Origin of the sequence: Craterilacuibacter sp. RT1T (genome assembly GCF_023502145.1) — a bacterium.
Lineage (GTDB): Bacteria > Pseudomonadota > Gammaproteobacteria > Burkholderiales > Chromobacteriaceae > Craterilacuibacter.
This window is the reverse complement of the sequence record NZ_JAMFLI010000006.1, coordinates 130038-142503: the sequence shown is the minus strand read 5'-3', so window position 1 is coordinate 142503 and position 12466 is coordinate 130038. Positions and strand designations below refer to the sequence as shown.

Below are 12466 nucleotides of genomic sequence, written 5' to 3'. Positions count from 1 at the left end.
AGAGATGTTGAAGAGCGTAGCAGGTGGCCAGCAGGCCATGATGTTGGGGTTAGCGTTGCTGGCCGGTTGCAGCAGTTCGGGCGGGAGTAGCCAGCCTCAAGAGGGCACCATCTATATCAACGGTAAGGTGTATACGCAGGATGAAAAACAGTCGATAGCCGACGCCTTTGTCGTAGAGGATGGGCAGCTTATACAGGTGGGAAGCCGGGCCGACGCCGAGCTGTATAAGCGCCGTGGTTACCCGGTAGTGGATCTGGGCGGCAAGATGGTGCTGCCCGGCCTGCATGACAATCATATTCACGCCATGGGTACGGTGGCGCTGGATATGTGCGACATCGACGGCAAGGCAGTGACGCTGGATGAGCTGGCGGACAAGGCCAAGAGTTGTTTGCCCAAGTACGCGCCCAAGGCTGGGGACTGGCTGGTGGTAAACCAGTGGTCGCCATACGAGGGTAATAATGTCACCGCCAATTACCAGAATGTCAGGCAGGCGCTGGATGCTGCTGCGCCTAATAATCCGGTCATGCTGGCCGGGGTGGACGGGCATGCCAGCGCGTACAACTCGGCAGCGCTGGCCATGGCGCAGGACAAGGATGGCAATACGGTTGGCTTTAGTGCGGCAACCTTGGCCAAAGGCGGTGTATTTGAGGCGTTTGCCCCCTATGTCAATCTTGATAGCGGGGTGGTTCGCGAGGATGCCCGTGCCACCATTCCGGTACCGGACACCGGTGTACTCAGTGCTAACGGTAAAGAAGCCGAACAACTGTACGAGGCCATTCTGCCCAAAGTGTCCGAGATGATGGCGTCGCGTGGCATTACCGGCATTCAGGACGCCTGCGCCAATGATTTCGTTCGCGACCGTTACCTGAGCATGCAAAAGCGAAATTTGCTGAATATGCGCGTGACGGCAGCCACCTGTTTCAATATGGATGATTACGCCGGCGTGGTGGATATTCCGGGGCACCTGAAAAAGGCAAACGAGGCGCGTAGCGCCTTTGCCGGTAATCCGCTGATTAAGGCGGATGCGGTCAAGATTTTTGTCGATGGCGTGCTGGAGGGGGATCCGTTCAGTAACCCACCGGTCGCACCGAATGCCGGCATGATCCATAACTACCAAACACCGCATCTTCAGTATGACCCGGCCAGCGATACCACTACGATTGAGGCGGATAGCGAAGACTCGGGCAATAAGGGCATCGTCAATTACAAGGCCGAAGATCTGGCGAACTATGTGAGCGCGCTGGACAAAGACGGTTTCAGTGTCCATATGCACAGCATTGGTGACCGCAGCACCCAGGTGGCGGTCGATGCACTGCAAGCAGCGCGGGACCGCAATGGCAACAGCAAAATTCCGCATACCATTGCACACTTGCAGATGGTGGCACCGGCAGACCAGATCCGCCTTGGCAAGCTGGGCGTGTTTCTGACCTTTACCTATGCCTGGACTTCACCCTCCATCGCTTACGACCTGCTGGTGACACCATTTATCCAGCCTAGCAAGAAGGGGCAATCCATCATGGATGTGCTGTACGACCCTGTAGGCTATGTGAAACAGGCTTTTTATCCGGTCGAGTCGGCTCGCAAGGAGGGCGCGGTGCTGGTCGCTGGCAGTGATGCCCCGGTCGATAGCCGCGACCCGCGCCCGTTCGTGAATATTGCAACCGGCGTGACCCGTTCGAGCGTGGATAACGGTGACACGGGCTATACCGCGCACGAGCGTACTTCTTTGCAGAACCTGCTGGCGGCCTACACCATCAATGGTGCGCGCGCGGTGCGTCAGGAGCAGGTGACCGGTTCGCTGGAGCGGGGCAAGTCAGCTGACTTTATCGTGTTGAACCAGAATCTGTTTGATCTGGTCGCCGCAGGTAAAGCGCAGAAAATTGCCGATACCGAGGTCGATATGACCGTATTCAGGGGCAAGGTGGTGTACCGCAAGAAATAAGGCAACTCATGCCTTAGTCGTGATCATTCTGTCATGGCGTGTGCTCGACCGGCCGGCGCTTTTTCCGGCCGGCTTTGTTGTCTAGTGCTGCGGTCATGTCCGAATCAATGCGCCCGGTTTAGAGGTGCTTTAAATTGCAAAGCGACTGGAGAAACAAGATGAAGACCATCACTACGGTAATCAGCCTAAGCCTGCTGCTGACGATGCCCTTGGCGCAGGCAGCCGGCACGCTCAATATTTACAACTGGTCGGATTACATTGCCGAGGGGACGGTTCCGGCGTTCGAGAGGGCCAATAAGGTCAAGGTGCGCTACGACATTTATGACAGCAACGAGGTGTTGCGCGCCAAACTGATGACCGGAAAAACCGGTTACGACATCGTTGTGCCATCGCACAATACGCTGGGGCTGGGCGTTAAGGCCGGCATGTTTTTGCCGCTGGACAAGAGCAAGATCCCCAATTACAAAAACCTGGATCCGGCGCTATTGAAGCTGATGACGCAATTTGACCCCGGTAATGCCTACTCGATCCCATACTTTTGGGGCATCAATACGCTGGGCATCAATGTCGACAAGGTGAAGAAGGCGCTGGGTGGAAAGCTGCCTGATAATCCGTGGGATCTGGTATTCAAACCCGAACTGGCGGCCAAGTTGAAGGGCTGTGGCATGAGTGTTTTCGATTCGCCCAGCGAGTTCTTTCCTGCTGCATTGCATTACTATGGCAAGAATCCCAATACCGAAAATCTGGCCGACTATCAGGCCATGATGCCGGCACTCAAGCAGCTGCGCCCCAATTACAGCCGCTTTTCCTCGTCAGGCTATATCAACGAGTTAGCTGGTGGCTCGGTCTGTGTCGCCATGGGCTTTTCCGGTGATCTGAATATTGCCAAACGCCGTGCGGCCGAGGCGAAAAACGGGGTGAATATTCAGGTGATGTTGCCCAAATCCGGGCTGGATGTTTGGGTCGATGTGATGGCCATCCCCAAAGATGCGGTCAATGTGGACAATGCTTACCGTTTTATCAACGCGATGCTGGAGCCGAAAACCGCAGCGGCTAACGCCAACGCGGTGACGTATGCGCCCGGTGTGCCCGCGGCGCGCCAATACATGAATTCGGCTTATGTGAATGACCGGACTATTTTCCCGACCGCAGACGATCTGAAGGGTAGCTTTGTCGGTAAAACGTTGCCGGCGCACACCATACAGGGCTACACCCGCTTATGGCAAAGCCTGAAGTCAGGGCACTAAGACGCCTCTGTTTTGTTTAAACAAATCAACACCCTATCTTTTTCTGATGGGGTGTTTTCGTGCGAATCCTTTATTTACAATGGTTGTGGAGTGTGTGCCTTTTATTGGCGCGGCTTGCTGGTGGCGTGTGTTTAATAAAACATTAGACATGTCATGCCATCAGGGTTAGCCTTTGCCTGAGAGCCGGCGCAATAGAACCGTCGGCCTTTTGTACCGGCAAAGGAAAAACCTAGATGACAATCAAACCGCTGAGCACTCTGGCCTTGGGCCTTGCTTTGTTTACGCCGGCCGTTTACGCCGCAGGCACTTTGAATATCTATAACTGGTCGGACTATATCGCCGAAGATACGGTGCCTAATTTTAAGAAGGCGACCGGTATTAATGTGCGTTATGACGTCTACGACAGTAATGAAGTATTGCGGGCCAAACTGATGACCGGCAACACAGGTTACGACCTGGTGGTGCCATCAAGCAATACGCTGGAACTGGGCATCAAGGCCGGCATGTTCAAGCCGATAGACAAGAGCAAGATCCCCAACTACAAGGAGCTTGACCCCGATTTGATGCGCATCATGGCGCAGTTCGATCCGGGCAACAAATACGCGGTGCCTTACTTCTGGGGCTTTAATACGCTGGCGATTAATACCGACAAGGTGAAGAAGGCCTTGGGCGGCAGCTTGCCAGCTAACCCGTGGGATATGATTTTCAAGCCTGAGGTGGTCGCCAAGCTCAAGAGCTGCGGCGTCAGCGTGCTGGATTCTCCAACCGAATTTTTCCCGATGGCGCTGCATTACGCCGGCAAAAACCCGAACAGCACCAATATCGAAGACTACAAAGCCTTGCTGCCGCAACTGAAGGCGGCGCGCAAGTCCTATGCCCGCTTCTCGTCGTCCGGCTATATCAATGAGTTGGCCGGGGGCTCGGTCTGTGTGGCCATGGGCTATTCGGGAGACTTGAATATCGCCAAGCGCCGGGCCGCCGAGGCTAAAAATGGGGTAAAAATCGAGGTGTTGATGCCCAAGCAGGGCACCGGTGTCTGGGTGGACAGCATGGTGATTCCGAAAGACTCGGCCAATAGCGATAATGCGCTTAAATTCATCAATTACACCTTGGATGCTAAGGTTGCAGCCAATAACGCCAATGCCGTGACCTATGCACCTGGCTCACTGGCCGCGCGCAAGTTCGTCAACAAGGCGTATGTCAGCGACCGCTCCATCTTCCCGAGCCAAGATGATCTGAAGAGCAGCTTTGTCTTGCTGACCATGCCGCCCAAGGTGATTCAGGGCTATACCCGCCTGTGGCAGAATCTTAAAGCCGGACACTAGACTTTCTGTTTGCCCTACCCAATCAACCCCTGTCTTTGAGCGGCAGGGGTTTTTTTATGGCGGTTTTTCTGTCATGTGCGAGCGGCTCTTTTTACCAGCATAAGGCGGGCAGGAAAGGGGGCTGATACATCAACCGCGTTCATTGCCCATGCATAAGCTGCAGCCCGTCACGGGAATGTCGCCTTTTTCAGCGTACACTGGGCTTTTGCGAGCCTGAACCATGAAACAAGACGAGATTGTTGCCGCCACCCGCATCTGGCTGGAGAAGGCGGTGATCGGGCTGAATTTGTGTCCGTTTGCCAAATCGGTTTATGTGAAAAACCAGATCCGCATCGTGGTCAGCCAAGCGCCGCATCTGGATGCTTTTCTGGAGGAGCTGGATCGCGAGCTCGACTTTCTGGCTGCAGCCAGCCCCGATGAGACCGACACGACCTTGCTGGTGCATCCCACGCTGTTTCCCGATTTTGACGGCTTCAACCAGATGCTGGACATTGCCGATGCCGCCTTGCCCGAGCATGGTCTGGACGGCATTTTGCAGATTGCCCCGTTTCACCCCGACTTTCGTTTTGAGGGTACCGAGGCGGATGAAATCAGCAACTACACCAACCGCTCGCCTTACCCGACTTTGCACCTGATACGCGAATCCAGCATTGCGCGCGCAGTCGCGGCCATGCCCGACACCGATGCTATCTACCGGCGCAATATTGCCCTGCTGCAGGATATGGGGGCAGCTGGCTGGGCGGCGCTAGGCATCCCTGCGCCCGAGCGCAAGTAAGCAAGGCGGTGATCGCGCCGAACTCGTCTAGGCTAAGCATAGGGAATGAACTGGATAGCATGCTTGGCGGGGCGGGGAATGGAACAGCAAACAGATAAAAAAACACCGTGGTTATTGGCTTTGACCGCGATGGGTGTGGTGTACGGCGATATTGGCACCAGCCCGCTGTACGCTTTTCGTATGGCTTTTGTCGGCCTGTATGGTCTCTCGCCCAGTGAGAGCCATGTGCTGGCGACTTTGTCGGCGCTATTCTGGGCGGTGCTGTTGGTGATTTCGCTGAAATATATGGTCTTGGTGCTGCGCTTCGATAACGAGGGTGAGGGCGGGGTGCTGGCACTGGCGGCGGGCGTGCATGCCAAGGCTGCGCAGCACCCGCGTGTGGCTGGTTTTGCGGTTGCACTGGGGATTTTCGGTGCGGCCCTGTTTTTTGGCGATGCGGTGATTACGCCGGCTATTTCGGTACTCTCGGCAATCGAGGGGCTGAGTGTGGTGGATCCGGTGCTGACGCCGCTGATTTTGCCGCTGACCTTGTTGGTGCTGGTTGGGCTGTTTGCCATCCAGCGCTTTGGTAGCGGTATGGTCGGGCGCCTGTTCGGGCCGGTGATGTTGTTGTGGTTGTTGGTACTGGCCGCATTGGGTGCAGCCAGCATTGTGCAGCAGCCGTCGGTACTGAAGGCTTTGAGCCCGCTTTACGCCATCCGTTTTGCCATCGACTCGCCAAGCGCGGCTTTTTTGCTGTTGTCTGCGGTATTTTTGGCCATGACCGGCGGCGAAGCGCTGTATGCGGATATGGGGCATTTCGGTGCGCGTCCCATCCGTCTGGCCTGGTTCCGCCTGGTATGGCCGGCGCTGATGCTGAATTATTTCGGTCAGGGGGCCTTGTTGTTGCGCAACCCTGCTGCCGTTAATCATCCCTTTTATGGTCTTGCGCCTGATGCCTTGCAGCTGCCTCTGGTGGTGCTGGCGACCTTGGCCACCGTGATTGCGGCACAGGCGACCATCGCCGGTGTCTTTTCGATGACGGTGCAAGCCGGCCACCTGGGTTATCTGCCGCCCTTTAATGTCAAACACACCTCGGATGCCGAGCGCGGGCAAGTGTATTTGCCCGGTATCAACTGGCTGATGCTGTTGGCGGTGGTCTTGCTGGTACTGGGCTTTCGCTCGCCTAATGCCATGGCGGCGGCTTATGGTATTGCCGTATCCGGTGCGATGAATATCACCACCGTGTTGTGCCTGACGCTGGTATTTTTATCGTTTCGTGGCACGCAGCGCTTGAAACTGATGGCGCTATTGTTGGGCTTGTGGCTGGTTGAACTGCTGTTTTTTGCGTCCAATGCAACCAAGATCATTGCCGGCGGCTGGGTGCCCTTGACGCTGGCGCTGGTGTTGTTTGCCCTGATGACCAGCTGGAAGCGCGGCACAGCCGCTATTGCCAGCCGGCGTGATGCTTGCGCCCAAACGCTGGCGGATTTTATTGCCCGGCCACCGGATGTGCTGCGGGTAGAGGGCATGGCGGTGTATCTGAGCTCGGACCCGGCCGGTGTGCCGCTGGCCTTGCAGCAAAACATCAAGCATTACAAAGTATTGCACCGGCAAATTGTGCTGTTGCATGTGGATGCACAGGAAGTGCCGCGCGTGCCTGCCGCCGAGCGCGTGACGGTGCAGATGCTGGCACCCGATCTGTGGCGCGTGCATTTGCGTTACGGTTTTCGCGAAGAGCCGGATGTGCCGGCGGCGCTGTCTCAGGCTAGCAGTGCGGGGCTGCTGGTTCAGCTGGACGATACCTCGTTTTTTCTCACCCGGGTCAGTGCGCTGGAAAGCCTGGCGGATGTGCCGCGCTGGCGGCGCAGCATGTTCCGCTGGCTGGCGCGCCAGGGTGAAAGTGCTGCGGTCTATTACCATCTGCCGCCCGGGCGGGTGGTGGAGCTGGGGACGCAGGCCGGCGTGTGAGGGGGGGCTGGCCGCCGCTTCTGCCTTGCACTATGCTAGGTAAATTACTAGCGAGGGGCTTGACGCCATGATAGAGCTTTACACCTGGGGCACGCCTAACGGCAAGAAAATCTCTGTCGCACTGGAAGAGCTGGATCTGCCTTACACCGTGTTCCCGGTCGATATCAATCAGGGCGAGCAGTTCGCGCCCGACTTTCTCAAGATCAGCCCGAACAACAAGATTCCGGCCATCGTCGACCCCGACGGCCCGGATGGCACCGCACTGGCGTTATTCGAGTCGGGAGCCATCCTGATTTATCTGGCAGAAAAAACCGGCCGCTTGTTGCCGGCAGCAGGGGCGGCGCGTTATTGCGTGCTGCAATGGCTGATGTTCCAGATGGGCGGCTTCGGTCCCATGCTGGGGCAGGCACACCATTTTTTGCGCTATGCGCCCGAAACCCTGCCGTATGCACAAAAACGCTATCACGATGAGACCTTGCGCCTGTATGGCGTGTTGAATCGGCAACTGGCCGATCACCGCTTTGTCGCGGGTAGCGACTACAGCATCGCCGATATTGCGCTTTACCCGTGGGTTGCACGCCATGAATGGCATATGGTCGAACTGGCGGACTTTCCCCATGTGCGGCGCTGGGCTGATGCCATGGCCGCGCGTCCCGCCGTGCAGCGCGGCATGGCGGTGCCGCAGTCGTCCTGATGTTTTACATTTTTGTGGTGCGCGCATCTGTCCACGGGCCATGACTTAAGGGGCAAGCGGTTGTCTAGTCCGCTTCTCAGGCGAAAAAACTGTCGTTTCGTTTGGGTGACGGCTTACACTGCGCTTTTTGCGAGGAGTTGCTCATGCGCCATGAAGATGTGATCGCCGCCACCCGCTTGTGGCTGGAGAAAGCCGTTATCGGGCTGAATTTGTGTCCGTTTGCGCGCAAGGTGTATGTGGAGAATCGTGTGCGCTTGGTGGTCAGCGACGCGCGCCATCTGGATGGTTTTCTCGAGGATCTGGATAGGGAACTGGCATTGCTGGCACAAACGCCGGCGAGCGAGATTGATACCACCTTGCTGATTCATCCGACGCTGTTTAGCGACTTTATCGATTTCAACGATGTGTTGCTGCTGGCGGATGAAGCCATCAGCGAGCAGGGGCTGGACGGTGTATTGCAGGTGGCCAACTTCCATCCCGATTTCCAGTTTGACGGCTGCGAGCCTGACGATATGGTCAACTATGTCAACCGCGCCCCGTTTGCCACGCTGCATCTGTTGCGCGACGCCAGTGTGGATGCGGCCGTGGCAGAAGATGCCGAAGTCGATGCCATCGCCGAGCGCAATAGTGCGACACTGGAAAAGCTGGGTCATGCCGGCTGGCAGGCTTTGGGTCTGGATCAGCGCTGAGCTTGTTTTGCGTGATAAAAAAAGCCGCCCGCTCCATCAGGAGCCGGCGGCTTTTGCTGGCGCGGCGACTCAGGCGGCCATGCGGCGCAGGACTTCGTCGCGGCCTATCAGCGCCAGTACCGCATCCACCGATGGCGTCTGCGCGGTACCGCATACCAATACGCGTAGCGGCATACCCAGTTGGCCCATTTTGATGCCTTCATCGGCGCAAAATGGCTTGAACAGGCCGTGGATGGACGCGGCATTCCATTCGCTCAGGGCAGCAAGGCGGGTTGCGAAGCGTGCCATGCGTGCCGGCGTATCGCCCGACAGATGTTTCTCCACATCGGCGTCCGTAGGGGTCAGCTTCTGGTAGAAGTAGTGGCACTCGTCCGCCAGCGTATTCAAGTCCTGTACCCGCTCTTTGACCAGTGCCAGCACCTCGGTGAGGGCTGGGCCACCATCGGGTGTGATGCCGGAGGCAGCCAGGCGCGGCGCGACCAGGGTCGCGAGGCGGGTATTGTCGGCCAGCTTGATATGCTGCGCATTCAGCCACATGAATTTCTCGTGGTTGAAACGGCTGGCAGACGGGCTGACCGCTTCCAGCGTGAACCACTCGACAAACTGAGCCATATCGAACAGCTCGTCGTCACCGTGGCCCCAGCCCAGACGCGCCAGATAGTTAAGCAAGGCCTCGGGCAGAATGCCGCGCTCGGCGTAATCGACTACGCTGACCGCGTCGCGGCGCTTGGACATTTTCTGGCCGTTCTCGTTGAGTATCATCGGCAGGTGGCCGTAGATAGGCAGCGGAGCATTCAGTGCTTTAAGGATGTTGATCTGGCGCGGCGTGTTGTTGACATGGTCATCACCACGAATCACATGGGTGATCTGCATATCCCAGTCATCGACCACCACGCAGAAGTTATAGGTCGGGCTGCCGTCGGGGCGGGCGATGATCAGATCATCCAGCTCTTCATTGGCAAACTCGATCCGCCCTTTGACGGCGTCGTCCCAGGCCACCACGCCATCCAGTGGCGTCTTGAAACGCACGACCGGTTTAACGTCGGCTGGGGGCGCAGGCAGAACCTTGCCAGCCTCGGGACGCCAGCGTCTATCGTAACGCGGCTTCTCGCCGCGCTCTTCTTGCTCGGCGCGCAGCGCATCCAGCTCTTCACGGCTCATATAGCAGTGGTAGGCGTGGCCGCTGGCCAGCAGTTTCTGAATCACTTCTTCGTAACGGTCGAAGCGGTGGGTCTGGTAGAACGGGCCTTCATCGTAGTCGAGGCCGACCCAGTGCATGCCGTCAAGGATGGCCTTGACCGATTCGGGGGTCGAGCGCTCAAGATCGGTGTCTTCGATGCGCAGCACGAAAGTGCCGCCGTGCTTCTTGGCAAAGGCCCAGGAAAACAGGGCCGTGCGCACGCCACCTATATGCAGGTAGCCGGTCGGGCTGGGGGCGAAACGGGTACGTATCATGATGGGTCTGGCTCGGGTTCGAAGGTAAGCCGGCTATTTTACGCTGCGGCAAAAAAAACCCGCAAACACGATTGGTGTTTGCGGGGAAAATTCCACTCGGGGTTAGCAAAGGAATAGGGGGAAATCAGACCATGGCGCTCATCTGTGCCATGGTTTCGGCCGGCAGCATTTCCACCAGCAGCCAGGCTGCAGTACAGGCCAGCATGCCGCCCATGCTGTAGTTGAACAGGTGCAGGCGGCGCGGCGAATCCAGATAGCGGCGGATATATTCACCGCCCCAGGCCCAGACGGCGATGCAGGGCAGGGTGATGATAAAAGTCACCACAAAGAACAGGCTGCCCGCTTGCCACACCGGCATGCTGTCAGGCAGGAACACGATGGCGACGTTAAAACCCATCAGCCATACCTTGGGGTTCAGCCAGTTGAACAGCACGCCGCTGGCAAAGCCCATGGGCTTGCCCTTGCTGACTTTGCCATCGCTGCCGGGCTCGGCGGCATGCGCCATATGCCAGGACAGCCAGAACAAATAGAGACAGCCGGCCAGTGCCAGCCATAATTTGATGCTCTCCATCAGCGCCATCATGCTGCCTAGCGCCAGTGCCAGGATTGCCACCTGACTGGACAGGCCCAATGCCATTCCCATCAGGGCCGGCAAGGTGCGTTTCAGGCCGAAATTCACCCCGCTGGAAGCCAGGGCCAGATTATTCGGGCCCGGCGTGATGGCCATGATGGTGAGGTAGGTCACCAGTGCGATGAAGTTCATATCGGTATCCGTCAGGGAAGCTAAATTCTGGCGCTATATTAGCGTTGCCAAATAAATAATTACAGATCCAGAAATATTGAATTGAGACCATAACAGTTTGCCTTGTTGGCAACTGTTATGGTCTGATTGCGGCTGAACTGTGCTGCCCGCGCACCTGATGGTGCGGGGAGAGTGGAAAAGGGGCGGGAATGAGTAGCGAAACGCTGTACATGTCTTTGGTGGGCGAGTGGACCGCATTGATAGAAAACGGCACGGTCAGGGTGGGCGAGCGCCTGCCTTCGGTGCGCAAGGCATGCGCCATCCACAAAGTCAGCCCGTCGACCATACTGGCGACTTATCGCGCGCTGGAGGATCGCGGCCTGATCGAGGCGCGGCCGCAGTCGGGTTTTTACGTCAAGGGTGTGGCGCGCCTGCCTTTGCCGCTGATGCGCCGCCAAAGCGAAACCCATGCCGGCGAGCAGGGCGAGGCCGATCAGCTGGAGTTGGTGATGGGGGCGCAAACCCGCACCGATGTGATCGATTTATCGCTGGCCAGCCCGCGCGGCAGTGATTTTTACCCGACTACCCGTCTTAAGCAGATTGTCAGTAAACTGGTGCGCCAGCATCCCGAGCTGACCACCGATTATCCGTTTCCGCCTGGCTCGGAGCGGCTGCGCCGCCAGATTGCCCAGCGGGCACTGGGCAGTGGCTGTGTATTAAGCCCGGACGATATTGTGGTGACCAATGGCTGCACGGAGGCGCTGCAACTGGCACTGCACGCGGTATGCAAGCCTGGCGACACGGTGGGGCTGGAGTCGCCGACCTATTTTGGCCTGATTCCGCTCGCCAAGAGTCTGGGGCTGTCGGTGATAGAAATACCGACCCATCCGGCTAGCGGCCTGTCGCTGGACGCACTGGAATTGCTGCTGTCGGAAAAGCGCCTGTCGGCGCTGGTGGTGCAGCCTACGGTACAGAACCCGTTGGGGGCCAGTATGCCCTTGGCTGCGCGCCAGCGTCTGGCGGCACTGGTCAGTGAGTACCGGATTCCGCTGATTGAAGACACGCCACATGCCGACCTGTTTTACGGCGCAGCACCGCCGGACTCGGTCAAATCCTGGGACAAGGAAGGCTGGGTCTTGCTGTGCTCCAGCTTCAGCAAGACGCTGGCGCCGGGCTTTCGCATAGGCTGGATTGCTCCGGGGCGCTTCTTGCACGAAGTGATGCGCCTCAAGATCGCGGGATCTTTGGGTCAGCCCCGTTTGCTGGAGGAGGCACTGGCCGAATATCTGGAAAGCGGCGGCTTCGATCATCACCTGCGCTTTATCCGTCGCCAGTTTATGGCGCAGATGGAAAAGCTGCGCGCCGCCGTAGCCAGCCATTTTCCGGCGGGTACCCGCGCTACGTCGCCATCCGGAGGTTGCTTGCTGTGGGTGGAGTTGCCCAAGGGCGTGGATACGCTGGCTTTATTTCAGCGCGCGCTGGCTGAGGGCATTACGGTCGCGCCGGGGGCGCTGTATTCGGCGCGCGGGCGTTTCAATAACTGTGTACGCCTGTCTTGCTGCTATCCGTGGACGCCGGCTTACGAGCGCGCGCTATTGCGTTTTGCCGCGCTTGCCTGCGAGGCTGCCGCGACGCCAGCGCCCTGAT

At 57.9% G+C, this 12466-nt stretch carries 10 protein-coding genes; 8 read left to right on the top strand and 2 right to left on the bottom strand.

The genetic code is table 11. The features are described from left to right. Positions 1-4: 4 nt before the first annotated feature. The 7 genes from M3P88_RS10970 to M3P88_RS10940 all read left to right on the top strand — a co-directional run bounded on the left by M3P88_RS10970 (position 5) and on the right by M3P88_RS10940 (position 8622). Positions 5-1942 (top strand): amidohydrolase, encoded by a 1938-nt coding sequence (locus M3P88_RS10970; RefSeq protein ID WP_249616077.1) that lies wholly within the window; start codon positions 5-7, stop codon positions 1940-1942. A 158-nt stretch (positions 1943-2100) separates the two neighbouring features. Then, complete coding sequence (locus M3P88_RS10965; RefSeq protein ID WP_249616076.1) at positions 2101-3189, top strand: polyamine ABC transporter substrate-binding protein; 1089 nt, start codon at positions 2101-2103, stop codon at positions 3187-3189. 233 nt (positions 3190-3422) lie between these two features. After that, positions 3423-4514: a polyamine ABC transporter substrate-binding protein gene (locus M3P88_RS10960; protein WP_249616075.1), complete on the top strand. Its 1092-nt coding sequence runs from the start codon at positions 3423-3425 to the stop codon at positions 4512-4514. Between the two features lie 220 nt (positions 4515-4734). Then, positions 4735-5289, top strand: coding sequence for a DUF1415 domain-containing protein (locus tag M3P88_RS10955; RefSeq protein WP_249616074.1), 555 nt, complete (start codon positions 4735-4737; stop codon positions 5287-5289). Positions 5290-5367: 78 nt separating this feature from the next. Then, a complete protein-coding gene (locus M3P88_RS10950) occupies positions 5368-7239 on the top strand; it encodes a potassium transporter Kup (RefSeq protein WP_249616073.1) in 1872 nt (623 codons plus the stop codon). A gap of 67 nt (positions 7240-7306) precedes the next feature. Beyond that, entirely contained in the window at positions 7307-7933 is a 627-nt protein-coding gene (locus M3P88_RS10945; RefSeq protein ID WP_249616072.1) for a glutathione S-transferase N-terminal domain-containing protein, read from the top strand. Between the two features lie 143 nt (positions 7934-8076). Next, positions 8077-8622, top strand: coding sequence for a DUF1415 domain-containing protein (locus M3P88_RS10940; RefSeq protein ID WP_249616071.1), 546 nt, complete (start codon positions 8077-8079; stop codon positions 8620-8622). Between the two features lie 69 nt (positions 8623-8691). On the opposite strand, the gene gltX is transcribed toward M3P88_RS10940, so the two are convergent. Further along, complete coding sequence (gene gltX / locus M3P88_RS10935) at positions 8692-10080, bottom strand: glutamate--tRNA ligase (RefSeq protein ID WP_249616108.1); 1389 nt, start codon at positions 10078-10080, stop codon at positions 8692-8694. A 121-nt stretch (positions 10081-10201) separates the two neighbouring features. Continuing rightward, complete coding sequence (locus M3P88_RS10930) at positions 10202-10840, bottom strand: LysE family translocator (RefSeq protein ID WP_249616070.1); 639 nt, start codon at positions 10838-10840, stop codon at positions 10202-10204. Between the two features lie 188 nt (positions 10841-11028). Here M3P88_RS10930 and M3P88_RS10925 point away from each other — a divergent pair, with 188 nt between their 5' ends. Then, on the top strand, positions 11029-12465 hold the full coding sequence (locus tag M3P88_RS10925) for an aminotransferase-like domain-containing protein (protein ID WP_249616069.1): 1437 nt from the start codon (positions 11029-11031) through the stop codon (positions 12463-12465). Position 12466 lies beyond the last annotated feature (1 nt).

Coding starts and splice junctions, on each gene's coding strand:
- M3P88_RS10955 (WP_249616074.1), top strand. CDS start 4,735: ATGAAACAAGACGAGATTGTTGCCGCCACCCGCATCTGGCTGGAGAAG.
- M3P88_RS10940 (WP_249616071.1), top strand. CDS start 8,077: ATGCGCCATGAAGATGTGATCGCCGCCACCCGCTTGTGGCTGGAGAAA.
- M3P88_RS10960 (WP_249616075.1), top strand. CDS start 3,423: ATGACAATCAAACCGCTGAGCACTCTGGCCTTGGGCCTTGCTTTGTTT.
- M3P88_RS10950 (WP_249616073.1), top strand. CDS start 5,368: ATGGAACAGCAAACAGATAAAAAAACACCGTGGTTATTGGCTTTGACC.
- M3P88_RS10965 (WP_249616076.1), top strand. CDS start 2,101: ATGAAGACCATCACTACGGTAATCAGCCTAAGCCTGCTGCTGACGATG.
- M3P88_RS10925 (WP_249616069.1), top strand. CDS start 11,029: ATGAGTAGCGAAACGCTGTACATGTCTTTGGTGGGCGAGTGGACCGCA.
- M3P88_RS10970 (WP_249616077.1), top strand. CDS start 5: ATGTTGAAGAGCGTAGCAGGTGGCCAGCAGGCCATGATGTTGGGGTTA.
- M3P88_RS10945 (WP_249616072.1), top strand. CDS start 7,307: ATGATAGAGCTTTACACCTGGGGCACGCCTAACGGCAAGAAAATCTCT.
- M3P88_RS10930 (WP_249616070.1), bottom strand. CDS start 10,840: ATGAACTTCATCGCACTGGTGACCTACCTCACCATCATGGCCATCACG.